19 protein-coding genes, 1 tRNA gene, 2 pseudogenes and 1 riboswitch are annotated in these 25,731 nt (G+C 50.5%); of the genes and pseudogenes, 7 read left to right on the top strand and 15 right to left on the bottom strand.

Annotated features, from left to right (window positions below; genetic code table 11):
* The 5 genes and pseudogenes from O3660_RS10875 to O3660_RS10895 form a co-directional block, all read left to right on the top strand.
* Window positions 1-402, top strand: a 402-nt coding sequence (locus O3660_RS10875) for an integrase core domain-containing protein (protein ID WP_371464968.1), incomplete at its 5' end; no start/stop codon positions are given.
* A gap of 403 nt (window positions 403-805) precedes the next feature.
* Window positions 806-1,693 (top strand): annotated as a pseudogene (locus tag O3660_RS10880) (IS5 family transposase).
* A gap of 277 nt (window positions 1,694-1,970) precedes the next feature.
* Window positions 1,971-4,883, top strand: coding sequence for an autotransporter outer membrane beta-barrel domain-containing protein (locus O3660_RS10885; RefSeq protein ID WP_371464969.1), 2,913 nt, complete (start codon window positions 1,971-1,973; stop codon window positions 4,881-4,883).
* Window positions 4,884-5,055: 172 nt separating this feature from the next.
* Window positions 5,056-5,886 (top strand): annotated as a pseudogene (locus O3660_RS10890) (IS630 family transposase); the annotation flags it as partial.
* 211 nt (window positions 5,887-6,097) lie between these two features.
* Window positions 6,098-7,102 (top strand): quinone-dependent dihydroorotate dehydrogenase, encoded by a 1,005-nt coding sequence (locus O3660_RS10895; protein ID WP_049350694.1) that lies wholly within the window; start codon window positions 6,098-6,100, stop codon window positions 7,100-7,102.
* Between the two features lie 56 nt (window positions 7,103-7,158).
* Here the strand turns inward: O3660_RS10895 and rnhB are convergent, their stop codons facing one another.
* Window positions 7,159-7,752 carry a ribonuclease HII gene (gene rnhB, locus O3660_RS10900; RefSeq protein ID WP_049350693.1) on the bottom strand — a complete coding sequence of 198 codons (594 nt, stop codon included), beginning with the start codon at window positions 7,750-7,752 and terminating at the stop codon, window positions 7,159-7,161.
* Between the two features lie 154 nt (window positions 7,753-7,906).
* Between rnhB and O3660_RS10905 the strand changes: the two genes are divergently transcribed.
* Window positions 7,907-9,043 carry an FUSC family protein gene (locus tag O3660_RS10905; protein ID WP_049350692.1) on the top strand — a complete coding sequence of 379 codons (1,137 nt, stop codon included), beginning with the start codon at window positions 7,907-7,909 and terminating at the stop codon, window positions 9,041-9,043.
* 48 nt (window positions 9,044-9,091) lie between these two features.
* Here O3660_RS10905 and O3660_RS10910 read toward each other — a convergent pair.
* A tRNA-Met gene (locus O3660_RS10910) sits at window positions 9,092-9,168 on the bottom strand.
* 110 nt (window positions 9,169-9,278) lie between these two features.
* Window positions 9,279-9,378: riboswitch (TPP riboswitch) on the top strand.
* A gap of 93 nt (window positions 9,379-9,471) precedes the next feature.
* On the opposite strand from O3660_RS10910, the gene thiC reads away from it, so the two are divergent.
* Complete coding sequence (gene thiC / locus O3660_RS10915) at window positions 9,472-11,361, top strand: phosphomethylpyrimidine synthase ThiC (protein WP_049358181.1); 1,890 nt, start codon at window positions 9,472-9,474, stop codon at window positions 11,359-11,361.
* Window positions 11,362-11,448: 87 nt separating this feature from the next.
* On the opposite strand, the gene murJ is transcribed toward thiC, so the two are convergent.
* From murJ to frr, 13 genes are all read right to left on the bottom strand, one after another.
* Window positions 11,449-12,987 (bottom strand): murein biosynthesis integral membrane protein MurJ, encoded by a 1,539-nt coding sequence (gene murJ, locus O3660_RS10920; protein WP_049350884.1) that lies wholly within the window; start codon window positions 12,985-12,987, stop codon window positions 11,449-11,451.
* A 9-nt stretch (window positions 12,988-12,996) separates the two neighbouring features.
* Window positions 12,997-14,172 (bottom strand): lipid-A-disaccharide synthase, encoded by a 1,176-nt coding sequence (gene lpxB, locus O3660_RS10925; protein WP_371464970.1) that lies wholly within the window; start codon window positions 14,170-14,172, stop codon window positions 12,997-12,999.
* Between the two features lie 160 nt (window positions 14,173-14,332).
* The gene (gene lpxA / locus O3660_RS10930; RefSeq protein ID WP_049350886.1) at window positions 14,333-15,109 is read right to left on the bottom strand and encodes an acyl-ACP--UDP-N-acetylglucosamine O-acyltransferase; all 777 of its coding nucleotides are present in this window, start codon (window positions 15,107-15,109) and stop codon (window positions 14,333-14,335) included.
* Window positions 15,110-15,183: 74 nt separating this feature from the next.
* Window positions 15,184-15,633 carry a 3-hydroxyacyl-ACP dehydratase FabZ gene (gene fabZ / locus O3660_RS10935; protein WP_003681704.1) on the bottom strand — a complete coding sequence of 150 codons (450 nt, stop codon included), beginning with the start codon at window positions 15,631-15,633 and terminating at the stop codon, window positions 15,184-15,186.
* Window positions 15,634-15,706: 73 nt separating this feature from the next.
* Window positions 15,707-16,747 carry a UDP-3-O-(3-hydroxymyristoyl)glucosamine N-acyltransferase gene (gene lpxD, locus O3660_RS10940; RefSeq protein WP_049350887.1) on the bottom strand — a complete coding sequence of 347 codons (1,041 nt, stop codon included), beginning with the start codon at window positions 16,745-16,747 and terminating at the stop codon, window positions 15,707-15,709.
* A gap of 101 nt (window positions 16,748-16,848) precedes the next feature.
* Window positions 16,849-17,358: an OmpH family outer membrane protein gene (locus O3660_RS10945; protein WP_003686729.1), complete on the bottom strand. Its 510-nt coding sequence runs from the start codon at window positions 17,356-17,358 to the stop codon at window positions 16,849-16,851.
* A gap of 111 nt (window positions 17,359-17,469) precedes the next feature.
* Entirely contained in the window at window positions 17,470-19,866 is a 2,397-nt protein-coding gene (gene bamA, locus O3660_RS10950; RefSeq protein ID WP_049350888.1) for an outer membrane protein assembly factor BamA, read from the bottom strand.
* Window positions 19,867-19,869: 3 nt separating this feature from the next.
* Window positions 19,870-21,210, bottom strand: a complete 1,341-nt coding sequence (rseP, locus tag O3660_RS10955; RefSeq protein WP_371464971.1) for an RIP metalloprotease RseP — start codon at window positions 21,208-21,210, stop codon at window positions 19,870-19,872.
* A gap of 131 nt (window positions 21,211-21,341) precedes the next feature.
* Complete coding sequence (ispC, locus tag O3660_RS10960; RefSeq protein WP_049350893.1) at window positions 21,342-22,523, bottom strand: 1-deoxy-D-xylulose-5-phosphate reductoisomerase; 1,182 nt, start codon at window positions 22,521-22,523, stop codon at window positions 21,342-21,344.
* A gap of 117 nt (window positions 22,524-22,640) precedes the next feature.
* Window positions 22,641-23,390, bottom strand: coding sequence for an SIMPL domain-containing protein (locus O3660_RS10965; RefSeq protein WP_049350890.1), 750 nt, complete (start codon window positions 23,388-23,390; stop codon window positions 22,641-22,643).
* 33 nt (window positions 23,391-23,423) lie between these two features.
* The gene (locus O3660_RS10970) at window positions 23,424-24,218 is read right to left on the bottom strand and encodes a phosphatidate cytidylyltransferase (protein WP_049350891.1); all 795 of its coding nucleotides are present in this window, start codon (window positions 24,216-24,218) and stop codon (window positions 23,424-23,426) included.
* A 5-nt stretch (window positions 24,219-24,223) separates the two neighbouring features.
* Entirely contained in the window at window positions 24,224-24,970 is a 747-nt protein-coding gene (locus O3660_RS10975) for an isoprenyl transferase (protein ID WP_049350892.1), read from the bottom strand.
* 57 nt (window positions 24,971-25,027) lie between these two features.
* Window positions 25,028-25,585, bottom strand: a complete 558-nt coding sequence (gene frr / locus O3660_RS10980; RefSeq protein WP_003686718.1) for a ribosome recycling factor — start codon at window positions 25,583-25,585, stop codon at window positions 25,028-25,030.
* Window positions 25,586-25,731 lie beyond the last annotated feature (146 nt).

Here is a 25,731-nt window from a genome sequence, read left to right on the forward strand (position 1 = left end):
GCAGACAGTGCCGCCAAGTTTCTGACTGGACACCTGATTGATCCCTGTCCATACCTGATTGAGTGCGTTTACTCCGACAACGGTACGGAATATAAAGGCTCGGCCAACCATGCTTTCGGTGTAGCCTGTTATGAGAACGGGATTGGTCAAAAGTTTACCCGGGTTGCCCGTCCGCAGACCAACGGTAAGGCGGAACGGGTTATCCGCACCCTGATGGAGATGTGGCATGGGAAACAGTTGTTTGACAGTCCGGAACACCGGCGAAAGGAGTTGTGCCGCTTTGTTAATTTCTATAACACTGTGAAGCCGCACCGCAGTTTGAACGGCGATACGCCGTTTGAGGTCTTGCAGGCTTCATTCTCAACCTGTGGTGTAAACAACGCAACGTTTTCCTACATTTGAATCAGCGTTAAACAATAAAAAACCGCCTGTTCATGACAAACAGGCGGAAACTGAAAAACAGTTTTTTGTTTTCAGCCGTTTAATTGACTAAAAGCAGGAACAGGGTTAAGATAATCTTAACGACTGTTCGCAGTCTCAGCCATGAACGACCCGTGCGAGTGGTATGTTTCATGATTGAAACTCTCCTTTCTAGGAAGGTTTCAGCACAAAGCCCCACTGCAATGGGGCTTTTTTGCTACCAGCCCCACAATAATTATACCCAAACTTCCTAAAATTATTCCAAACAAATTTCTACTAAAAAGGCCGTCTGAAACCCCAATTTTTTGGGTTTCAGACGGCCTGACACCTTTGCAAAATCCCCCCAATCCCCTAAATTCCCACCAAGACATTTAGGGGATTTCTCATGAGCACCTTCTTCCGGCAAACCGCCCAAGCCATGATTGCCAAACACATCGACCACTCCCACTATTGAAGTTGGATCAAGTGAATGGCACAGCCTCTCCGATCCCGAACTCGAACACAGCCTCATTACCCGCATCGACTTCAACCTGTTTTGACGTTTCGACGAACTGAGCATCCCCGATTACAGCACCTTATGCCGCTACCGCAACCGGCGGCGCAAGACGACACCCTGTCCGAACTGTTGGAACTGATCAACCGCCAACTGACCGAAAAAAACCTAAAAATAGAGAAAGCATCCGCCGCCGTCATTGACGCCACCATTATTCAGACCGCCGGCAGCAAACAGCGTCAGGCCATAGAAGTCGATGAAGAAGGACAAGTCAGCGGCCAAACCACACCGAGCAAAGACAAAGATGCCCGTTGGACAAAGAAAAACGGCTTATACAGACTCGGTTACAAACAACATACCCGCACCGATGGGGAAGGCTATATCGAGAAACTGCACATCACTCCCGCCAATACCCATGAGTGCAACCACCTGTCGCCTTTATTGGAAGGCTTGCCCAAAGGTACGACCGTCTATGCCGATAAAGGCTATGACAGTGCGGAAAACCGGCAACATCTAGAAGATCATCAGTTGCTGGACGGCATTATGCGCAAAGCCCACCGCAACCGTCCGCTGACGGAAGTGCAAACCAAACGCAACCGATATTTGTCGAAGACCCGTTATGTGGTCGAACAAAGCTTTGGGACGCTGCACCGTAAATTCCGCTATGCGCGGGCAGCCTATTTTGGTCTGCTCAAAGTGAGTGCGCAAAGCCATCTGAAGGCGATGTGTTTGAACCTATTGAAAGCAGCTAACAGGCTAAGTGCGCCTGTTGCCGCCTAAAAGGCGGCCCGGATGCCTGATTATGGGGTATCCGGGGAGGATTAAGGGGGTATTTGGGTAGAATTAGGAGTGATTTGGGGAGGGAAACAGCCGAAAACCTGTGTTTAGGTTTCGGCTGTTGGGGGAAAGGCTTTTTTGCAAAGGTCTCGGCCTATGTGATAGCAGAAGAGTTATATGGAAAAACAATATATTATGCTATACTAAGGACTAAGGCAGCTTCCATTTTTGAATGGGGTCTTATCGTGATTTTAAAATCATAAATAAAAGGAAAATTTATATGTTGACTTATAAAAAAGAAATATTTAGGGAAACCTTGCTGCATACTCTGATAGCTTCTTGTTTTTCTATTCCTGCATTGGCCGTTGCTGCAGCGGACGACACTTCACCTACTGTGGGAACAGAGGGTTCAGGAGAATTTTGGAAAGAACCAAATCAAAACATTGATGGAGATTACAAAGCTACACTAGCACCTAATAGCGGAGAACAATTTGCTCGTCCAAAAGGGCTTATTGTTCGTGCGAATAATCAGGTAGAAATCAAAGGTAAAACTAACATTAATGTTACGTTAGCCAGCGAAGGAAATTCAGGATTAGCATCAGATTCAAATGCGGCTTACGGTATTGCGGTAGGATATGATTATGCCGGTGGTAACGCTTCTGATACCGCCAGCTTAACTTTGCATGATGATGCTAATATCACTGTTAAAAACACAGAAAACACAGTGAAAAGTACAAAAAACTTTGGTGGCGCAACTGCACCATTTGGTCACCAATTATCCGGGGTGAAAGTTTACCGTAAGGATGGTGCCAAACCGGTTTTCAATTCTGAGAAAAAACTGACCATTAATGTGGAAGATAAAACCACCGATAAAATCGGGGATTATTTAGTCGGGCTTTACGTCAGTGGAGACGGTGCGGAAGCGAACTTAAAAGATTCTGACATCACAGTGAAAGCGAATGGAAAATTTTCTGCCGCATTAAAAATTGGTAAACCGGAACTACCAAACACTGAAAAACCGGCTGACTATAAAGGTGCTGTTGTCAATTCCACCGGCAGAATGGTGCTGAATACAGAAGAAACAAAAGATTCCGCAACCGTGCGCTTATTTGGCACCAAATCCCGCTTAATTGCCGATTCAGATACCAGCAGCGGTGAAATCAAATCCGGCAATTCAGCTGTTGTTTTCGATACTCAGGATTACGCAACTAAAGTAAGTGCCTTTTTTATTAGCGACAATGTATCCAGAAATGAGCCTAATAAAGATCAAGAAGTTCGTTTAAACAATACAAAAATCACCACAACATCTGATGATGCTTCATTGATTGTTGCTGATGCGAGAAAAGAAAGTAGTTTTGCAGTAACCTTCGCAGGAAATAAAGTCGCAAGTTGGTTTAATAATGGTGAATTCGTTGCTGAAAATGCAAAATTCGCGTTGAAAGGCAAAGACAGTGAAGCCAAAGCCGCAGAAAATGGCTGGCTTGCCGAAACTAAAGTGGCAGTAACCAAAGGGGCTGATTTGACATTTACCTTGTCTGATCAAGCAAAAGCCATTGGTTTGATGCAACAACAATCTAAAGGCAATGTGCATTCTAAATTAGATGTGCATGTGAACAACCAAGCTGTTTGGGAATTGAAACAAAAAGGTGATGAACAACGCTCTACCATCAATGCCTTAACCTTGGATAAGGGGGTATTAGATGCGTCTAAAAATATTCCGAACGGTTCAACTAAAACAGACTATAAAGTTAAACTGGTTAAACAAGATGGTACTGAAGGCACATTAACCAGTAACAACGGTGAAATCACCCTTGCCAATGGCTCTTACGAAGACAAACTCACTGTGGAAGGCAACTACACAGCGAATAACGGTGTTCTTAAAGTGAATACTCATTGGGATAGTAATGATGCCAATAACGGTAAATCTGACTTATTGGAAATCACCGGTAATGCCGAAGGGACAACAAAAGTTGTCAGTTTGAAAGCGGACGGCACAGAAAATATGATTGATGGCACTATCGGCTCTATTGCGGCTGATTTAGCCAAAAACAGTACGGCAGTAGTTCGAGTACAAGGGGAAAGTAATTTAAAGAACTTTACCGGTATTGCCAAAACTACAGGTGCGGGTGAACTGCAATTGGCTTCCAAAAAAGTAGGAAATACAACCGAATATTTTTGGACGGTAGTTTCCACGAATAAGGATGCCATTTACACAGCTTCTGTTCCTGCTTATACGCTTATTCCAAACTTGAACTTAGAAGTTGGCTACGAAACGGTTGGTACATTGCACCAACGCCGTGGTGAAAATCAGGCCCTTTCTTGGGAAAAATCTCAAGCGAACAACCAAATTTGGGGACGTATTATTGGCAAACACATTGCTTTGGATGGTAAAAAGCGTTTGAATCTTAGCGCTAACCTTGCAGGCTTCCAGTTTGGCCACGACTTTGATATTTCTTCTAGCGAAAATGGCGGCAAACGTTTAACTGGTGGTTATGTTGGTTACACACATGCTAATTCGAAATTTTATGATGAATATCGTGCCGAGAATGGTGTCGTCCTTGATGACAAATATACAGGTAAAGCTAAAACCGAAAACCTCCATGTCGGTGTGACTCACACACGGTATTCTGAAGATGGTAGCTATATAGACTTTGTAGGCCAACTTTCTTGGATGCAAAATAAATATAACTCCCTAGATTCGAAAGCAAAAAACCATGGTTTGGGTGTGGCTTTATCGGGTGAGGTAGGTCGTCCGTTTGTATTGAGTAAAGAGAAAACGAATAATGGCGACAGTTGGATTATTGAGCCGCAAGCACAATTAATCTATCAATACCTCGGCTTAAACAGCTTCACTGATGATATGCGCTCTGTGCATCAAGATAAGCAACATAATTTACGCAGCCGCATTGGTGTACGCTTTGCTTATAATAATTTAACCGATCATGAAAAAGTTCGAACCTTGTATTTCACCACTAATGTGTGGCATAACTTCAGAAATACTTCGGCCAGTAACATTGGCGAGGATAATGTTACTGAAAAATTAGCAAAAACTTGGGGTGAAGTTGGTTTGGGAGCACAATTTGCAACCAGTTCCAATACCCATATTTATGCAGATGCACGGTATGAACAATCTTTAAGTGGAACGAAACATCAAGGATACAAAGGCTCAATCGGCATAAAATATTCTTGGTAATCTTCAAGTAATATATCTTACCGTAGTCCTTTTATATGAGCCGGATAAATATTAACAATATTTATCCGGCTCATTTATATGCCTTCCTCAATTATCTAAGCGCTATACTGGATTATCAAATATAGTCAATTAAAAACAAAATAGTACAATACTTAACTTTGAAGGTCTAACCATGGCATACTCTGCGGACTTAAGAAACAAAGCCTTAAACTATTACGAACAATGCAAAAACATCAGCCAAACCGCAGTAACGTTTAACTTGTCAAGAAACACGCTTTCCCTGTGGATTCGCCTTAAAAAACAAACAGGCAGCCTAAAACATCAAGTTACCGGTCTAAACGCCGTCAAATTGGATAGGCAAAAACCGGCCCAATATATTGGGCAACACCAGGATGCCCTATCTGCATGAAATCGCCAAACATTTTGATTGTACGCCAGCCGCCGTTTGCTATGCACTCAAACAGATGGGGATGACGCGCAAAAAAAGACCGCCACTTACAAAGAACAAGACCCGGCCACAGTAACGCATTATTTGACACAGCCGGCCGGATTTTCCGACTACCAACGTGTTTATTTGGATGAAACAGGATTTGACCGCTACCTGTTCCGTCCCTATGCCCGCAGCCTGAAAGGGCAAATAGTGAAAGCGCAGATAAGTGGAAAAAGATACCGACGCTTATCTCTGGTATCCGCACAAGTCGGCAACCGGCTGATTGCTCCGATGGTTTGTCAAAATACGATGACCGGAGTCTTTTTTGAAGCGTGGTTTCAGCAATGCCTACTGCCCGCATTGACTCAAAAATCGGTGATTATTTTAGATAATGCACGATTTCACCGTATGAGTGTCTTACGGGAAATGGCGGAAAAATTGGGACATAAGGTATTGCCTCTTGCACCTGATTCACCTGAGCTCAACCCGATTGAGAAGGTGTGGGCGAATATTAAGCGGTATCTGCGAACCGTATTGTCTGATTACGCCCGATTTGACGATGCACTACTGTCCTATTTTGATTTTAATTGACTATACATCCATCAGGCCGTCTGAAAAGCCTCTCTTTTACCATTTTAATGAACTATCCGATTACACGCAAAAACCCTATTTATTTTCATTTGACGCCAAACAATAAAATCATATCGATACAGACGTTTGGGGCAGTTTGACGGTTTCAGGTAAAATAACGCCAAATTCATCAACCGTTCAGAAAGCCGCCGCCATGTATTCACTCGTCCGTCCCATCCTGTTTCGCTTCGATGCAGAAAAGGCCCATCATTTCACGCTCAACAGTTTGCGTTCTATCGAAAAACTCGGCCTGCTGCCCAAAGTGGACAGCCACACCCGACCAACCGAGCTGATGGGCTTGCAGCTGCCCAATCCGGTCGGTTTGGCGGCAGGTTTGGACAAAAACGGCGAGTGTATCGATGCGTTTGCCGCTTTGGGTTTCGGCTTTATCGAAATCGGCACGGTCACGCCCAAGCCGCAGCCGGGCAATCCGCAGCCGCGCCTTTTCCGCGTTCCCGAACACCAAGGCATCATCAACCGCATGGGTTTCAACAACCACGGCATTGACGCGATGATCCGCAACATTGAAAACAGCCGCTTTAAAGGCATTTTGGGCATCAACATCGGTAAAAATGCCGTTACGCCGATTGAAAACGCGGCCGACGATTATCTGATTTGCTTGGAAAAAGCCTACGCCCACGCGAGCTACATCACGGTCAACATTTCCTCCCCCAATACGAAAAACCTGCGCGCCTTGCAAGGCGGCGACGAGTTGAGCGCATTGTTGGAAGCCTTGAAAAACAAACAGGCGCAACTGGCGGCCGCGCATGGCAAATATGTACCGCTGGCGGTCAAAATCGCGCCTGATTTGGACGAAGCGCAAATTGACGACATCGCCCATGTGGTTAAATCCGTGGAAATGGACGGCATCATCGCCACCAACACGACCATCGACAAATCAAGCTTGGGCAGCCATCCGCTCGCAGGCGAACAAGGCGGCTTGAGCGGTTTGCCCGTGCGCGAGAAAAGCAATCAGGTGTTGAAACTTTTGGCGGAACGCATTGACGGCAAGCTGCCGATTATCGGCGTCGGCGGCATCATGAACGGCGCGGACGCGGCAGAAAAAATCCGCTTGGGTGCCAGTGCGGTTCAAGTGTACAGCGGTTTGATTTATCGCGGCCCTGAGTTGATTAAAGAGTGTTTGGCTGCGTTGAAATAATACTTGTCCAAAAATAAGGCCGTCTGAAATCTTTCAGACGGCCTTTTGATATGCTTTCATTCTTCAAACAGATTGCCTTGTGCCAATAAGGTTTTGACCGGTGCGAAATCGCGGCGGTGTTCCGGCAATACGCCGTATTGTTTCAACGCGGCCAAATGTTGCGCCGTGCCGTAGCCTTTGTGGCGGTCAAACCCGTATTGCGGATAGCGTTTCGCCAATTCATACATTTCTGCATCACGCGCAGTTTTGGCCAAAACCGAAGCAGCAGAGATTTCAATAATTTTGCTGTCGCCTTTGACCACGGCTTCGGCAGGGACATTCAAATCTTTCGGCACGCGGTTGCCGTCTATCCATACTTTATCGGGAGCGACCGATAGCCCCTCGACTGCGCGCTTCATCGCGGCCATGGTTGCGTGCAGGATGTTCAGTTGCAGGATTTCGTCGGGGTCGGCAAAAGCAATGCTCCACGCAACCGCCTGTTCCTTAATCATCTGCGCCAACATATCGCGCTTTTTTTCGCTCAGTTTTTTTGAGTCGGTCAAACCCGGCAAATCAAAATGTTCCGGCAAAATCACCGCCGCCGCAAATACGCTGCCGACCAAAGGGCCGCGCCCTGCTTCGTCCACGCCTGCGCTTAAAACCGTCGCCATTTCTTCACCGCCTGTCTGATTCAAAGCCGCTATTATATCCGCTTGCGATAGAGAAATTCTGCAATAGTTCAAACCATTGGGGAACAGTTCAAATTTCATCTGCTTTACCAATCAGTTATAATTTACATCCCCACATACCCATACGTCTTACAACATGCCTGCCCAATCCGAACGCCTCCATTTTTCCGAACGCTGGCTCAACGCCTACGAACGCTACCGCTATCGCCGCCATATCCACGCCTTCCGCCTCGGCTTGGCAATCGTGTTTTCCACCCTGTTGGCCAAAGTCTTCCACCTGCAACACGGCGAGTGGATCGGCATGACCGTCTTTGTCGTCCTCGGCATGCTGCAATTCCAAGGCGCGATTTACTCCAAAGCAGTCGAACGCATGCTCGGCACGGCCATCGGTTTGGGCGTCGGTTTGGCCGTTTTATGGTTGAACCAGCATTATTTCCAAGACGGCGTTTTCTTCTATCTGATTATCGGAGCCGCCAGCGCAGTGGCCGGTTGGTCTGCGGTCGGCAAAAACGGCTATGTCGCCATGCTTGCCGGTTTGACCATGTGCATGCTCATCGGCGATAGCAGCCACCACTGGCTCGACAGCGGCCTGATGCGCGCCATGAACGTCTTAATCGGTGCCGCCATCGCCATTGCCGCCGCCAAACTCCTGCCCCTGCGCTCCACCCTGATGTGGCGCTTCATGCTTGCCGACAACCTCACCGACTGCGCCAAAATGATTGCCGAAATCAGCAATGGCAAGCGCATGACGCGCGAGCGTTTGGAGCAAAACATGATTAAAATGCGCAAAATCAACGCCCGCATGGTCAAAAGCCGCAGCCATCTGGCCGCAACATCCGGCGAAAGCCACATCAGCAACAATATGATGGAAGCCATGCAGCATGCCCACCGCAAAATCGTCACCACCACCGAGCTGCTCCTGACCACCGCCGCCAAACTGCGCGCGCCCACGCTCAACGAAAGCGAAATCCGCCTGCTCGACCGCCATTTCAACCAACTCCAACGCGAGCTGCGCCTGACCGTCCGCCTCATCAAAGGCCACTACGCCCGCCGTATCCGCATCGATACTTCGCTCAATACCGAACTGAGCAAACCGGCCGCCCGCCTGCATTACGACTGGCAAGGCTTCCTCTGGCTCAGTACCAATATGCGTAACGAAATCGCCGCATTGGTGATTCTGTTGCAACGTTCGCGCAATAAATGGTTGGACAAAAAAGAATTGCAACGCCTGAAAGAATACCTGCGCAACGATACCGATCCGGAGCAACAATAAATACCGCATAAAGCAAAATCCCCTGCGATTGCAGGGGATTTTTATATTTGGTTGCGGGAGCAGGATTCGAACCTACGACCTTCGGGTTATGAGCCCGACGAGCTACCATGCTGCTCCATCCCGCGTCAGAAGTTGTAACTATACGGAAAGACGGAATCGCTGTCAAGCGTTTTTGACAGAAAATGCGAAAAACGCCGCTTTACAAAAAACCGTCCGCATGGTTTAATTTTCGTTAATAAAGAAACAGGGGTGCTGCTTTCAAACCAAGCGGCTGAGAAATACCCTTTACACCCGAACAGGATAATACCTGCGTGGGGAGTTTCGGCAAATGTGATTTTAAACGGTTGATTGAAAATATCCACAAGGCCGTCTGAAAAAAGCAATGCTCCTGTTTCCTTTCATAACCGAGAAACAGGAGCAATTTTTTTATGACTACCACTAAAAAAACCGGCGATGAGGCGCGCCGTCTTTCCGACTTGAGCGAAGACATCGGCATCCGCTTCCAATATCCCAATTCCGACCGTGTCTATATCCCGGGCAGCCGCGCCGACATCCGCGTGCCTTTGCGCGAAATCCGTCAGGATGATACCTACACAGCGCAAGGTACGGAAGCCAATCCGCCAATTCCGGTGTACGACACCAGCGGCGCATACGGCGATCCGGCGGCGCACATCGATCTAAAACAAGGGCTGCCGCACGTCCGCACCACATGGCTGGATGAACGCGGCGATACCGAAATCCTGCCTAAGCTTTCCAGCGAATACGGCACCGAACGCGCACACGATCCGAAAACTGCCCATCTGCGCTTCAACCAAATCACCCGTCCGCGCCGCGCCAAAGCAGGCCGCAATGTAACCCAGCTTCACTACGCCCGCCAAGGCATCATCACGCCGGAAATGGAGTTTGTCGCCATACGCGAACGCATGAAACTGGACGAACTTTTCAGACGGCCTGAATACGCCAAGCTCTTGAAACAACACGCAGGGCAAAGTTTCGGCGCGAATATCCCGACCCATCCCGACCAAATCACGCCTGAATTTGTGCGCCAAGAAATCGCCGCCGGACGCGCGATTATCCCTGCCAACATCAACCATCCCGAACTCGAACCGATGATTATCGGCCGCAACTTCCGCGTCAAAATCAACGGCAACTTGGGCAACTCCGCCGTTACCTCCAGCCTGACCGAAGAAGTCGAAAAAATGGTGTGGTCGCTGCGTTGGGGCGCGGACACGATTATGGATTTATCCACAGGCGCGCACATCCACGAAACGCGCGAATGGATTATCCGCAACGCGCCCGTCCCCATCGGCACCGTGCCGATTTATCAGGCGTTGGAAAAAACCGGCGGCATCGCCGAAGACCTGACTTGGAATTTGGTGCGCGACACCTTAATCGAGCAGGCAGAACAAGGCGTGGATTATTTCACCCTGCACGCAGGCGTATTGCTGCGTTATGTACCGATGACCGCCAACCGCCTGACCGGCATCGTATCGCGCGGCGGCTCCATCATGGCGAAATGGTGCCTTGCCCATCATCAGGAAAACTTCCTTTACACGCATTTCGACGAAATCTGCGAAATCATGAAAGCCTACGACGTATCGTTCAGCCTCGGCGACGGTCTGCGTCCCGGCTGCATTGCCGATGCCAACGACGAATCCCAATTTGCCGAGCTGCACACTTTGGGCGAATTGACCGCCAAAGCGTGGGAACACGACGTACAAGTCATGATCGAAGGTCCAGGCCATGTACCGCTGCAACGCGTGAAAGAAAACATGACCGAAGAGCTGCAACACTGCTTTGAAGCGCCTTTCTACACACTCGGTCCGCTCGTTACCGACATCGCCCCCGGCTACGACCACATCACCTCGGGCATAGGTGCGACCAATATCGGCTGGTATGGCACAGCCATGCTCTGCTACGTTACCCCGAAAGAGCATCTCGGCCTGCCCGACAAAGAAGACGTGCGCACCGGTATCATCACCTACAAACTCGCCGCCCACGCCGCCGACCTCGCCAAAGGCTGGCCGGGCGCACAGTTGCGCGACAACGCCTTAAGCAAGGCGCGTTTCGAGTTCCGCTGGCGCGACCAATTCCGCCTCAGCCTCGACCCCGAACGCGCCGAGAGCTTCCACGACGAAACCCTGCCCGCCGAAGGCGCGAAAATCGCCCACTTCTGCTCGATGTGCGGCCCCAAATTCTGCTCGATGAAAATCACGCAGGAAGTGCGCGACTACGCCGACAAGCAAAAAACACAACAGCAAGGCATGGAAGAAAAAGCGATTGAGTTCGTCAAAAAAGGAGCGAAGCTTTACAGTTAAAACGTAAAGCAAGAAAAGGCCGTCTGAAAATGTTTCAGACGGCCTTTTTAGTGAATAGCCTTTAAGCCAAACTATACGCCCTACTGCTTATTTTTCTACTCTGCGGAAATGGTGCGGACGGAAGCCGAGCGCGGCAAGGGAAACGAAGTAGAGGCCGCCGCCCAAGGCAATCAGAACGCAGAGTTGGCCTGCTTTTTTAAAGCCGCCGACGTGCACCCATTCAAACGGCAGATAATATTGCGCCAGCCACAAACCGCCGCCCATGACGACCAAAGAGATGACCATTTTAACCAAAAACGCTGCCCAACCTTTGCCGGGACGGTAGATGCCGTGTTTGCGCAAAAGGAAAAACAGCAAACCTGCATTCAGACACGCGCCCAAACCGATAGCGAGGGACAGGCCGACGTGTTTGAGCGGCGAAATGAAGGCGAGGTTCATCAACTGCGTGCAAATCAGCGTGAAAATAGCGACCTTAACAGGAGTTTTGATGTTTTGGCGCGCGTAGAAGCCGGGTGCCAACACTTTAATCATAATCAACCCGATTAAGCCGAAGGAATAGGCAATCAGCGCGTATTGGGTCATTTGCGCGTCGTGCAACGTAAATTCACGGTACATGAACAAGGTCGTAACCAGAGGGAAAGACAACACGGCAAGGCCGACGGCGGCAGGCAGGGTCAGCAGCATACACAAGCGTAAACCCCAGTCGAGCAGGCCGGAAAACTGCTCGGTATCCTGACTGGCTGCGTGTTTGGACAAGGTAGGCAGCAAGATTGTACCGAGTGCCACACCCAAAACGCCGGTCGGCAATTCCATTAGTCGGTCGGCGTAATACATCCACGACACGCTGCCGGACTGTAAAAACGAGGCAAAAATGGTGTTGATAACCAATGAAATCTGCGCCACGCTTACGCCCAAAATAGCCGGTGCCATCTGTTTCAGTACACGGTTGACCGCCGCATCTTTAAAGCTGAGTTTGGGCATTTTCAAGAAGCCCAATTTTGCCAACCAAGGCAGTTGGAACACCAGCTGCAACACGCCGCCGACAAATACCGCCCACGCCAAAGCCATAACGGGCGGATCGAAATACGGTACAAAAAACAGGGAAAAGACGATAAAGGAAATGTTCAAAAATGTCGGCGTAAAGGCGGGAATACCGAATTTATGATAGGAGTTGAGTATCGAGCCGACAAAAGATGACAATGAAATCAAAAAGATATAAGGAAACGTTACCCGCAGCAGGTCGATGGAAAGCTGAAACTTATCGGCTTCTTTGGCAAAACCGGGCGCGGAAACATAAATCACCCATGGCGCGGCAAGTATGCCCAGCGCGGTAACGATGACCAACACAAACGACAGCATACCGGCCACATGACGCACAAACACCTGCGTGGCTTCGGGTGAGCGAGTTTCTTTGTATTCCGCCAAAATCGGTACGAAGGCTTGGGCAAATGCGCCCTCTGCAAACACGCGCCGCAGCAGGTTGGGCAGTTTAAACGCGACAAAAAACGCATCTGTCGCCATGCCTGCACCAAACGCACGGGCGATAATCGTATCGCGCACAAAGCCTAAAATGCGCGACACCATCGTCAGGCTGCCAACCTTGGCCAAGGCTCCCAATAAATTCATGTATTTTCCTTAATTGTCTTTCAGGCCGTCTGAAAATCCGGCTTCTTCCAATACTGCCGCCGCCGCCAATGCCGCCGTATCTTTTTTCAACAGCAGATGCAAGGCGTGGAAATCCTGTTCCAACGCGGCCACGGCTTCAGGGCGGTCATACCAGTCTGCTACGGCCTGCGCCAGTTTTTCAGGGACGGCGTCGTGTTGCAGCAGCTCGGGAACGGCGGCTTTACCCAACAGAATATTGGGCAAACCGACATGCGGCACTTTGATTTTGCGTTTCACATACACATAAGTCAGCGGCGAAATTTTGTAGCTGATGACCATAGGCCGTTTACACAAGGCTACTTCCAAAGTCGCTGTACCACTGGTAACCAATACCACGTCGGCAGCGGTGCAAACTGTATCCGACTGCTTGTCGGTCAACGTAATGGGAAGGGCTGAAAACTCAGGCTGCGCCAAAATTTCGCTAATGCGTTTGCGCGTTGCGGCCGTTGCCACCGGCAGCAAAAACTGTGCCTGCGGATAACGTTTCAGCAGCAATAAGGCCGTCTGAAAAAACACCGCCGCCATGTAATCGATTTCGCTCACACGGCTACCGGGCAATATGGCAAACACGGGCACGTCCGCAGGCACGCCCAGCTTCTGCCGCGCCGCCGTCCTATCCGCTTCCACAGGCATGGTTTGCGCCATCGGATGGCCGACAAACTCAGCCTTGCCTCCGGCATCGATATATAGCTGCGGCTCCATCGGAAACAGGCACAACACGCGGTTGACCTGATGCACGATTTTATTGACCCGTTCGCGTCGCCACGCCCAAACCGACGGGCTGACGTAATGAATGGTATGAATGCCTGCCTGCTTGAGTTTTTCCGCCACGCCGAGATTAAAGTCCGGCGCATCGATGCCGATAAACACATCCGGCTTGAGGCGGATTAAATCGTTCACCAGCCCTTTGCGGATTTTCAAAATCTGCGGCAGGCGTTTGATGACCTCAACAAAACCGCGCACCGCCAACTTTTCCTGATCGTACAAACTCTCGAAACCCTCCGCTTTCATGCGCTCGCCGCCGATGCCGGTAAACCGCGCATTCGGGCAACGCGCCTTAATGGCACGGATTAAGTGTGCGCCGAGTAAGTCGCCGGAAGCTTCGCCAACGCTGATGGCGATAAGGGGGGAAGGATTGGGGTTCATGTTGTTGAGGTTCGGAAGCTAAAAGATTTTGAGGCAGACATTTGCCTGCCCGTTTTCAGACGGCATCAGCGGCAAACGGACAGGAAATCTGCCCCGCTAATCGGATTTTTGCAATCCAAAGGCCGTCTGAAAAAGTTTCAGACGGCCTTCAATCCATCAATCAACGGATAATGCCGCGTGTGGATTGTGCAAAAAAGTCTTTAAATACCGCCAATTCGCTTTGGGTTTCGGCGCGTTTCAGAATGTCTGCCTTGGCCTCTTCAAACGGAATGCCGCGATGGTAAATGGTTTTATACACATCTTTGACGGAGGCAATCTGTTCGGCTGTGAAACCGTTGCGGCGCATACCTTCGCTGTTGAGACCGGCCGGTTCGGCGCGGTAGCCAGCAGCCATAAAGTACGGCGGTACGTCTTTGTGTACGCCGGCGGCAAACGCGGTCATAGCGTAGTCGCCGATTTGGCAGAATTGGAACACCAGCGTGTAGCCGCCCAAGACGACGTAGTCGCCGATGGTAACATGACCTGCGAGTGAGGCGTTGTTGGCGAAGATGGTATGGTTGCCGACCACGCAGTCATGGGCAAGGTGGCAGTAGGCCATAATCCAGTTGTCGTCGCCGATACGGGTTTCGCCGATACCGGTAACCGTACCGAGGTTAAACGTCGTAAATTCGCGGATGGTGTTGCCGTTGCCGATAATCAGCTTAGTAGGTTCGTCGCGGTATTTTTTGTCCTGCGGAATTTCGCCGAGGCTGGCAAATTGGAAAATACGGTTGTTTTCACCGATGGTCGTATGGCCGTTGATGACGACGTGCGGACCGATTTCGGTATTCGCACCGATTTGCACATTGGGGCCGATGATGCTGTATGGGCCGACTTTGATGCTGGAGTCGAGTTCGGCTTTAGGGTCGATGACGGCGGTCGGATGGATAAGTGTCATGCTGTCTCCTTGCTGTCTGATACAGGTATTGCCTGCAAGATGCCGTCTGAACTTTCAGACGGCCTGTCCCATTCTTACACCACGCGTTTGGCGCACATAATCACGGCTTCAACGGCAACTTGGCCGTCGACTTTGGCAACGGCATTGAATTTGCCGATACCGCGTTTGTTGGTCAACAGCTCGACTTCAAAAACCAGTTGGTCGCCGGGAATGACTTGGCGTTTGAAACGGGCGTCGTCGATACCGGCGAAGAAGAAGAATTCGTTTTCTTTGCGGCCGCCTTCGCTGAGGATGGCGAGTGTGCCGCACGCTTGCGCCATGGCTTCGATAATCAACACGCCGGGCATCACGGGCAGGTCAGGAAAGTGGCCTTGGAACTGCGGCTCGTTCATGGTGACGTTTTTAATCGCAGTCAGGGTTTTCATCGGTTCGAACGCGGTAATGCGGTCGAGTTGCAAAAACGGATAGCGGTGTGGGATAAGTTTTTGAATGTCTTTGGCTTCGATCGGGAGTTGTACGTCCATGATGTTCGTCTTTCCTTGTTTGTATTGGGTTTAAACGTATTCGGATGTGGGGCGCGGACTGTTTGCGCCGCCTTTAGGCTTCGTCGCTGTCGGCAAGCTGTTTTTCCAGCGTTTTGAGGCGTTTGTTCATTTCGCTCAAACGGTGGATATAAACGGCATTGCGTGCCCAGTCTTTGTAGCCCGACATCGGGAAAATACCGGCCAGATGCTGGCCGCTTTCGGTAATGCTGTGGGTAACGGATGTTCCGCCGCCGATGGTGGTTTTATCGGCGATTTCAATGTGTCCGACCGTGCCGACGCCGCCGCCGATAATACAATAATTGCCGATGGTGACACTGCCGGAAATGCCGGTCTTGGCGGCGATAACGGTATGTGAACCGATTTTGCAGTTGTGGCCGATTTGGACTTGGTTGTCGATTTTGGTGCCGTTGCTGACGGTCGTGTCGCTCATTGCGCCGCGGTCGATATTGGTGTTCGAACCGATTTCCACATCATCACCCAGCGTGACGGCGCCGGTTTGCGGGATTTTGAACCATGAATCGCCGGCAAAGGCCAAGCCGAAACCGTCCGCACCGATGACGGCGCCGCTGTGGATTTCGACACGGTTGCCCAAAGTGCAGCCGTAATAGATGACAGCGTTGGGATGCAGCACGACTTCATCGCCCAACGTGCAATCGTGTTGGACAACGGCATTGGCTAAAATACGGCAGCCTTCGCCCAATACGGCATTCGCGCCGATATAGGCATTCGCGCCAATTTCGCAGCTTGCCGGCACTTTGGCGCTTGCCTCGACAACGGCAGTCGGATGTACGCCGCCCTGTGCTTTGACAATCGGCGAGAACAATCGTGCCACTTTGGCAAAATAAAGATAAGGATCGGCAGCCACAATCAGGTTGCGACCTGCAAATTCGTCTGCGGCTTTCGGCGACACAATCACTGCGCCTGCCTGGCTGTCGTGTACTTCGGCTTTGTATTTCGGGTTGGCCAAAAAGCTGATGTGTTCCGTCTGCGCCTGATCCAACGGACGGACGGCGGTAATGGCGATGTCTTCGCCTTTCCATTCTCCACCGAGCTGGGAAACGATTTGGGACAGGGTGTATGCTTGTGAAGTCATGATAATCTGCCGTCAAGATGTCAGGCCGTCTGAAAGATGCCGGTTTGGGTTTCAGACGGCCTTAGGTTTGTCTGTATGGTTACATTCGCTGCCGAGCAGGGTCAGTGAGCGTTTAGGGCTTTGATAACGCTGTCGGTAATGTCGTAGCGGCCGTTGACGTAAATCACGTCCTGCAAGATGAAGTCGTAACCTTCGCGCTTGGCCAAATCGACAATGACGCGGTTGGCATTTTGCTGGAGCGCGGCGAATTCTTCATTGCGGCGTAGGTTGTAGTCTTCAGCCAACTCAGCCTGCTGCTTGCGGAATTTCTGTACCAGATTGCGCCATTTTTGGGTTTCCGCTTCCCTTTGGCTGTCGCTGAGCTTGTCGCCGCTCAGTTTTCGCTCCAAAGCCTCGCCTTCCTGCTGCAGCTTTTGCAAGGCGGTTTGACGGCTTTTGAACTCTTTTTCCAAAGTCATCTGAATGCTTTGCGCCTGCTTGGATTCCTGATAAACGCGCTCGGTATTGATAAAACCGATTTTCTGCACGCCATCCGCCGCCGCTTGCGGCAACAGCACGAAACCCGGCAGGGCTACGGCGAGGACACGGAGGGTGTCGGCTATTTTACTCATGATAAAAATCCTTGCTTGAAAACAAACGGGCGGTTTGCAATAAGCTTACCGCCAATCTGCCATGAGGCCGTCTGAAACGGACAAACCGGGTTTCAGACGGCCTAAACATCATCAGAATGTCGTACCGAGTTGGAATTGGAAGCGTTGGATTTCGTCGCCTTCTTTTTTCTTAATCGGGTAAGCATAACTGAACTTCATCGGACCCAGCGGAGAGAGCCAGGTCACGGCAGCACCGGCAGAGTAACGCAATTCGTTTTTGAATGTCGATTTGTGCGTTGTGCCTACGCCGTACACGTTTTGGGATACGCCATTGGAATTGCTGCTGCTGCCGTCGTTGTAGGTTTTGCCGTCCCACACGCTGCCAGCATCGGCAAACAGGCTCAGACGGACGGTACGCGAGTCTTTAATGCCCGGCATTGGGAAGAGCAACTCTGCGGAAACGTTGGCTTTTTTGTTACCGCCGTAGCTGATTTTCTCGCCGTATTCGTCATAAACTTTCGGGCCCAGCGTACCGCTTTCAAAGCCGCGGACAGAGCCTAAGCCGCCGCCGTAGAAGTTTTCAAAGAACGGCATGGTTTTGGTTTTGCCGTAGCCGTTGCCATAACCGACTTCACCACCCAGCATCAGCGTGAAATCTTTGCTCAACGGGAAGAACCAAGTTTGGTTGTGGGTCAGGGTGTAGTATTGCAGGTCGCTGCCCGGCAAAGCGATTTCGCCGTTTACGCCGGTCAGGTAACCGCGGGTCGGCCACAAGGCATTGTCGGTTTTGTTGCGGCCCCAGCCGATGGTACCTTTGTACAACCAGCCTTTGAAGTTACCCACGCCACTACCGTCGCCTTTACCATATTGGTTGATAAAGTCGGCATAGCGTTTAGGCGCGCCTTTGTAGGTGTTCACGGTCAAGCGTTCTGCGGCCAAACCGAAGTTCACACGGTCATATTCGGTAACCGGAATACCGATACGCAAACCGCCGCCGAAAGTCGTGGTTTTATATTGTTTCGCGCTGGAAGAAGCTTTACGTGGGTCGTAAGTCTTGCCGTAAAGGTCGTAGCCCAAGCTTACGCCATCAGGTGTGAAGTATGGGTCGGTAAACGACAACGAGCCGTTTACTGTGGTTTTACTGCGGGAAGCACGCAGGGCAACGGATTTACCCGTACCGAACAGGTTGTCTTGAGCCACGCCGGCAGACATCACCAAACCGGTATCCTGAACCCAACCTGCGCTCAAGTCGAGCGAGCCGGTAGAACGTTCGGTCAGGCTCATGTTCAGGTCAACTTGGTCAGGGGTATTGGCCACAGGAACCGCATCAAATTGAACGTTGTCGAAGTAGCCCAACAACTCAACGCGCTCTTTAGAACGTTGCAGTTTGGCAGAGTCGTAAGGCGCCGATTCCATTTGGCGCAACTCGCGGCGGATGACTTCGTCACGGGTTTTGTTGTTGCCGGTAATGTTGATTTCGTTTACATAGATTTTGCGGCCCGGTTGAACGGTCAACACAAAATCAACGGTATGCGTTTCGGCATTTGGAATCGGTTGGACATTGATTTCGCTGAATGCGTAACCTGCCTGACCCATGCGGTTTTGGATGGCTTCGAGCGAATTGGACATTTGCGCGCGCTCGTACCATTTGCCCGACTTCATGGTCAGCAGTTTTTCCAAATCTTCTTTCGGCACTTCCAGCGTATCGCCTTCGATGCGTACATTGCCCCAGCGGAAGCGGTCGCCTTCGCTGACGGTTACTTTAATGGTCTGCTTGGTTTTGTCTTCGTTGGTTTGGATATCGGTATCCAAAATGCGGAAGTTGAAGTAGCCGTTGTTTTGATAGAAATTGGTAATTTTTTCCATGTCCTGAGCAAATTTTTGCTCATTGAACTGGTTGCTCTTCGTGATCCAAGTCCACATGCCGCCTTCGCTCAGGGACATTTGTTTCATCAGACGGCGGTCGGAATAAACTTCGTTGCCCTCAAATGAAATATCGGTAATCTTGGTAGATTTGCCCTCTTCGATGGCAATATCGATAGACACGCGGTTGCGGGCGAGTTTGGTCACAGTCGGAGTGATTTGGACAGACTGTTTGCCACGGCTCAAATACTCTTCTTTCAAACCGGCAACGGCTTGGTTCAGCGTTGCTTGGTTAAAGTATTGGGATTGCGCCAAACCAAATGCTTCAAGGTTTTTCTTGATGGCATCGTTTTGCAGCATTTTCGCACCAGTAATATTGAGCGAGCTGATGGTCGGACGCTCAATCACGGTCAGCAGGACTTGATTGTCCATGGTCTCGACGCGTACGTCGTCAAAGAAACCGGTTGCGTAGAGTTTTTTGATGATTTCTTCACTGCGCGCATCATTGAAATTATCACCGACCTTAACGGGCAGGTAGTTGAAGACGGTACTCGGCTCGGTGCGTTGCAGGCCTTCGACGCGGATGTCCTGAATGATAAAGTCAGCCAATGCCAGTGGAGACAGGCTCAATACCATTAAAGCGGAAGCAATCTGGTTCAGTTTCATAAATTATCCAAACAAACGGTTGATGTCATTAAAGAAAGCCACAGCCATCATCAAAAGCATGGCTGCCAGTCCGAAGCGCAGGCCGACTGCCTGTATGCGCTCGCTCAAAGGCTTTCCGCGTATCCATTCGGCGGTGTAGAAAACCAAATGTCCGCCGTCTAAAACGGGCACGGGCAAAAGGTTCAACACGCCTAAGCTGATGCTGACCAAGGCCAGAAATTCGAGGTAGCTCTGCAATCCGAGTTTGGCGGATTGTCCGGCGACATCGGCAATGGTCAAGGGGCCGGAAATATGGTTCAAAGAGGCATTGCCTGTAACCAGTTTTCCGAAAAATTTGAGGGTTGTCCACGAATAGTTGACGGTTTTGTTCCAACCCAATTCAAAGGCTTGGGCAACGGAAGGCGTATAGCGGTAGCGGATGGTTTTATCCCACTCTTTATCCGCCTGGGCGGCAAGCCCTGCTCTACCCACCAGCACGCCTGCCGACTGCTCGACGCTGTCCAGACGGATAGCGGTCGCCAGTATTTTACCGTCGCGTTCGTAAGTCAGCTCGATTCGTTTGCCGGGGCTGGCGCGGAAGAGTTCCGTCCATGCCTGCCAGCTCTCGATGGGTTTCCCATCGGCGGTCAGCAGTTTGTCGTTTTCCTTCAAACCTGCTTTTTCGGCCGGACTATTGGCCAAGACTTTGCCGACGCGGTTAGTAATTCTAAAAGGCAAAAGGCCGATGTTGCCTTGGTTTTTCGCAACTTTACCTGCTTCAGGCGTGCCGGCGGCATCAATTATGCGGATGGCTTGGGTATTGGAGGCCGTCTGAACGGCGACTTTTACAGGACCGGCTTCAAGGTTCAGCACCATCTCGGTTTGCGCATCGCTCCAGTCTTTTACGGAGATTCCATTGACCGATACAATCTTATCGCCTGCCTGAAAACCTGCTTTGGCGGCAATACTGGCAGGCTCGACCATGCCGACATAAGGGCGCAACTCGGTCACGCCGAAGGAAAAGCTCAAACCGTAAAGCAAAACGGCCAAAATCAAATTGGTCAAAGGGCCGGCGGCGACAATGGCGATGCGCTTGGCCGGATGCTGCTTGTCAAAGGCGTACGGCAAATCTGCCTCTGCCACCTCGCCTTCGCGCGTATCGACCATTTTAACGTAACCGCCCAGTGGAATCGGGGCAAGACACCACTCGGTATCGCCGCGTTTTCGGGTGAAAAAGGGCTTACCGAAGCCGACGGAAAAGCGCACGACTTTAACGCCGCACCAGCGGGCAACAATATAGTGTCCGAACTCATGCAGGCTGACCAAAATCAGAATGGCGACGATAAAGGCTAAAAAGGTTTGCAAAAAAATCCCCTGAATGGAATGTGATAATCAACAGATAAGGCCGTCTGAAAACCGATTATAAAGGCAGTTGTTCCATTTTGTCTGCCTAAATGCCAAGCGGTTGACGTTTCAGACGGCCTGTCATTAAAGCTTTATTGTTTGCCGATAAAGGCTTCTGCCTGCCTGCGTGTTTGCGCGTCTTGCGCCAGCAGGCCTTCGATATCATGATGGCTGTCTGAAAAATCTTGGGCAAGGCAGTGGGCAACGACTTTGGCAATATCGGTAAACTTAATACGTTTATCTAAAAAAGCGGCCACGGCAACTTCGTTGGCGGCGTTCAACACGCAAGGCGCGGCGCCGCCTGCATTCATGGCCTGATAGGCAAGTTTCAGACATGAGAAACGGTTAAAGTCAGGCTTTTGGAAGGTCAATGCGGACAATGCGCCAAAATCCAGTTCGCCCACGCCGGAATCGATACGTTCAGGCAGGCCCAAGCAATAAGCAATCGGCGTACGCATATCGGGATTACCCAACTGCGCCAATACCGAACCATCGCGATAACGCACCATGCTGTGTATCACGGATTGCGGATGAATGACGACTTCCAGTTTTTCCGGCGGACAGTTAAACAGCCAATGCGCCTCAATCAACTCCAAGCCCTTATTCATCATTGACGCGGAATCGACGGAAATTTTGCGCCCCATGCTCCAATTCGGATGTTTGACCGCCTGCTCGGGCGTAATGCTGTCAAATGTACTTAAATCAGTGTTAAGGAAGGGGCCGCCCGATGCGGTCAGGATAATCGAATTGATACCGTGCTCATTCAGACGGCCTGTGTAATCCCTTGGCAATACTTGGAAGATGGCGTTGTGTTCGCTGTCAATCGGCAAGACGGTGGCGCCGTTTTGACGGGCGGTTTCCATAAACAATGCGCCGGAAACCACTAGTGTTTCTTTGTTTGCCAGATAAATGGTTTTGCCTTTTTGAGCGGCGGCCAAAGCCGACGGCAAACCGGCCGCGCCGACAATGGCACACATCACGCCGCTGACTTCATCAGCCGAAGCCACGTCAATCAGGGCTTGAGAACCATATAAAACCTGCGTATCGATGCCTTCTTGTTTGAGTTTCTTTTCCAGCTCGGCCGCATGGCCGGCATCGCCGACAACGGCATATTCCGGACGGAACTGTTTGCATTGCGCCGCCAGCTTATCCACCTGCCTATGCCCTGCCAGCGCGAACACGCGGAATTTCTCGGGATGGCGAGAGACAACGTCTAAGGTACTTTCGCCTATGCTGCCGGTACTGCCTAATATGGTCAGGACTTGTTGTGTCATGGTGTGTTCTTTATGTGCTGTGCAAACGGTATTCATTGTGTTTGAAATAGATTTCTTTGCCGTTTCCAATTTTCAGACGGCCTTTTGCCTCCCAGCTGAAAAGGCCGTCTGAAAGAATTACTCAATGCCGTATTCGATGGTAACAACCAGTCGGACTTGTTTGCCGACGGTGCTTTTATCGTAAGAACCGCCGTACTCATCGTCCTCGCTGCTGCCGGTGTCGGAATAGATATTAAACGAGCCTTGCGAAGCAGAACGCATGGCGCCCACTTTGCCGCCACCGGTTTTGGCAAATTCGGCCGCGCGTTTCTGCGCATCCTCAGTCGCCTGCGTAATCAAATCGCGTTTGATGGTTTCCAAATTGCCCAGCAAATATTGCGGATTGTCGAAGCGGATGAATTCGTTTTGCGCACGGAAGTTCAAAATGGCGCGCTGGGCGGCTTGGATTTTGTCCAGTTTTTTGGTGTTGACCACAATATTGAGGTCGCCATCGTAACCGTTGGGCGTGCGGGTTACGTTTCCCAGTTCATCGCGGGTTTCATTGAAAACGCGCGACACTTCGGGCAGGCCCACTTTCATTTCAGCCGCTGTAAAGCCTTGCTCACCCAAAAATTTAGACAGCTTCTTGCGTCTTGCCGTCAGCGAATCCAAAACTTCCTGGTAGCTCTCGCCGTGCGCATTTACGCCCGTATTCCACGTTGCGCTGTCGGATTGAAAGTTTTTCTCCGCCAAACCTTTTACGGTAATCGTCCCCGGTTGGCGCAGATTCTTAAACTGCACGCCCAAAATAAACGCTGCAGCCATCAATCCTAATGCCAACAATACGCCCAAGATCGATAAAGATGAAATCTGTTTTTGTTCGAACATAATCAGCTCCCCCAACCATGTGAGACAGGCGGTTTAAAACAAATATACAAAGGCGGCATAAATGCTGATAACGGCAATCAGACTGTCCACACGGTCGAACACGCCGCCGTGTCCCGGCAACAGATTACTGCTGTCTTTGATACCGGCCGCACGTTTGAGCCAGCTTTCCAGCAAATCGCCGCACACGCTGACAACGGTCAGAATCAAGCCGATCAAAATAGTTTTTAACCAACCAGCTTCAAAAGCCAGCCAACCGGCTTTCCATACGATGGTCATGTACACGACAACGCATAATGCACCGCCGATCGCACCTTCCCAGCTTTTACCCGGGCTGATGGTCGGCGCAATTTTACACTTGCCAAACGACTTGCCGCAGAAATACGCACCAATATCGGCCACCCACACCAAACCCATAATCGCCAATAAAGACAGCGCGTCTTCAGGCTGAGGGCGCAGGTAAACCAGTGCGAACCAAAACGGCATCACCAACATCCAACCGACCGTGTAAGCCTGCCATCCGCCGTTTAACTCCCATTTCGCCTTCAGCCACCAAGGCATGACAATCAGCCAAAACGCCAATACGACATACCAAACCAAATCAGGCAACTGCCAACCGCCGGCATAGGCAATCACACCAAACACCAGCGTTGAAGCCAAATAATGATTGATTTTCAGCTTATCTAAGCCGCTCATGCGGGCATATTCCCACAAAGTCAACATAGCGATCAGGCCGCAAAACGCTGCCCATAGCCACATAGGTGCATAAAACAGCATACCCAGCATCAGCGGCAAAAGCCACAGCGCCGTTAAAATCCGTTGTTTCAACATAGTTCTCAACCCCGTTGCTGCTCAACCGGCAGCTGTTCGGAAGTCCGCCCAAAGCGGCGTTCCCGTTTTTGGAAAGAAACAATCGCCTCGTTCAGTGATTTCTCATTAAAATCAGGCCACAGCGTATCCGTAAAATACAATTCCGCGTACGCCATCTGCCACAGCAGAAAATTACTGATGCGCGTCTCCCCGCCGGTTCGGATAAACAAATCCGGCTCAGGTGCATCGCCCAACATCAAATAGCGCGACAACGCCTCTTCCGTAATCTCAGTGACACCTTCGGCAATCAACTGATTTGCCGCCTGCAAAATATCCCAGCGGCCGCCATAATCGGCAGCAATGCTCAAAGTCAAACCGGTATTGTTTGCCGTCAACGCCTCTGCCGCCTCAATCCCCTTCAGGATTTCAGCATTAAACCGCTCACGGCTGCCAATGACCCTCAAGCGCATATTGTTATCGTGCAAACGGCGCACCTGCTTTTGCAAAGCCTGCAAAAACAGCCCCATCAGAAAAGAAACCTCTTCCTCGGGGCGTCGCCAGTTTTCAGTCGAAAAAGCAAACACGGTCAAATACCGCACACCCAGTTCAGCACAATGCTTCACCATGTTCTCCAGCGCATCCAAGCCGCGCTTATGCCCCATCACACGGGGAAGAAAACGCTTCTTTGCCCAACGTCCGTTGCCGTCCATAATCACAGCAATATGTCGGGGGATGGCAGAGTGTTCCAAAATCGTCTGCGTACTGCTTTTCATGTCTGCCTTTCAGGGAGCAAACCGTCCAAAGACCGTCTGAACGGTTTGCACACAGGATTAAATCGCCATCAAATCTTCTTCTTTGGCAGCCAAGAGCTTATCTGCCTCAGCAATGTATTTGTCGGTCAACTTCTGAACCGCTTCCTCACCACGGCGTGCTTCATCTTCAGAAATCTCTTTGTCTTTCAACAATTTTTTGATGTGGTCGTTTGCATCACGGCGCACATTGCGGATAGACACACGGCCTTCTTCAGCCTCGCCGCGTACTACTTTGATCAAATCTTTACGGCGTTCCTCAGTCAGCATAGGCATAGGGACACGGATCAAATCGCCGACAGAAGCAGGGTTCAGGCCCAAGTTAGAATCACGAATCGCTTTCTCAACTTTTGCAGCCATATTGCTCTCGAAAGGTTTCACACCAATCGTACGCGCATCCAAAAGCGTCACGTTCGCCACTTGGCTCACAGGCACCATGCTGCCCCAGTATTCCACTTCCACTTGATCAAGCAGGCCGGTATGCGCACGGCCGGTACGCACTTTAGCCAAATTGTCTTTCAATACTTCCAGAGAACGCTGCATTTTGCCTTCAGCTGTCTTTTGAATATCATTAATCATCTTATACTTTCAATTTCATAGGAATAAAACAGGATTAACCGAGAATAGTACCGTTAAACCGCCCCCACGACAAGGCTCTACGCCCCAACAGCCTTGTTTTCTAATCGATATTTAACATCAAACAAAATAAAGGCCGTCTGAAAATC

This window comes from Neisseria sp. 27098_8_139 (assembly GCF_041433195.1).
GTDB classification, from domain to species: domain Bacteria; phylum Pseudomonadota; class Gammaproteobacteria; order Burkholderiales; family Neisseriaceae; genus Neisseria; species Neisseria subflava.

Coding starts and splice junctions, on each gene's coding strand:
- O3660_RS10885 (WP_371464969.1), top strand. CDS start 1,971: ATGTTGACTTATAAAAAAGAAATATTTAGGGAAACCTTGCTGCATACT.
- O3660_RS10895 (WP_049350694.1), top strand. CDS start 6,098: ATGTATTCACTCGTCCGTCCCATCCTGTTTCGCTTCGATGCAGAAAAG.
- rnhB (WP_049350693.1), bottom strand. CDS start 7,752: ATGGCGACGGTTTTAAGCGCAGGCGTGGACGAAGCAGGGCGCGGCCCT.
- O3660_RS10905 (WP_049350692.1), top strand. CDS start 7,907: ATGCCTGCCCAATCCGAACGCCTCCATTTTTCCGAACGCTGGCTCAAC.
- thiC (WP_049358181.1), top strand. CDS start 9,472: ATGACTACCACTAAAAAAACCGGCGATGAGGCGCGCCGTCTTTCCGAC.
- murJ (WP_049350884.1), bottom strand. CDS start 12,987: ATGAATTTATTGGGAGCCTTGGCCAAGGTTGGCAGCCTGACGATGGTG.
- lpxB (WP_371464970.1), bottom strand. CDS start 14,172: ATGAACCCCAATCCTTCCCCCCTTATCGCCATCAGCGTTGGCGAAGCT.
- lpxA (WP_049350886.1), bottom strand. CDS start 15,109: ATGACACTTATCCATCCGACCGCCGTCATCGACCCTAAAGCCGAACTC.
- fabZ (WP_003681704.1), bottom strand. CDS start 15,633: ATGGACGTACAACTCCCGATCGAAGCCAAAGACATTCAAAAACTTATC.
- lpxD (WP_049350887.1), bottom strand. CDS start 16,747: ATGACTTCACAAGCATACACCCTGTCCCAAATCGTTTCCCAGCTCGGT.
- O3660_RS10945 (WP_003686729.1), bottom strand. CDS start 17,358: ATGAGTAAAATAGCCGACACCCTCCGTGTCCTCGCCGTAGCCCTGCCG.
- bamA (WP_049350888.1), bottom strand. CDS start 19,866: ATGAAACTGAACCAGATTGCTTCCGCTTTAATGGTATTGAGCCTGTCT.
- ispC (WP_049350893.1), bottom strand. CDS start 22,523: ATGACACAACAAGTCCTGACCATATTAGGCAGTACCGGCAGCATAGGC.
- O3660_RS10965 (WP_049350890.1), bottom strand. CDS start 23,390: ATGTTCGAACAAAAACAGATTTCATCTTTATCGATCTTGGGCGTATTG.
- O3660_RS10970 (WP_049350891.1), bottom strand. CDS start 24,218: ATGTTGAAACAACGGATTTTAACGGCGCTGTGGCTTTTGCCGCTGATG.
- O3660_RS10975 (WP_049350892.1), bottom strand. CDS start 24,970: ATGAAAAGCAGTACGCAGACGATTTTGGAACACTCTGCCATCCCCCGA.
- frr (WP_003686718.1), bottom strand. CDS start 25,585: ATGATTAATGATATTCAAAAGACAGCTGAAGGCAAAATGCAGCGTTCT.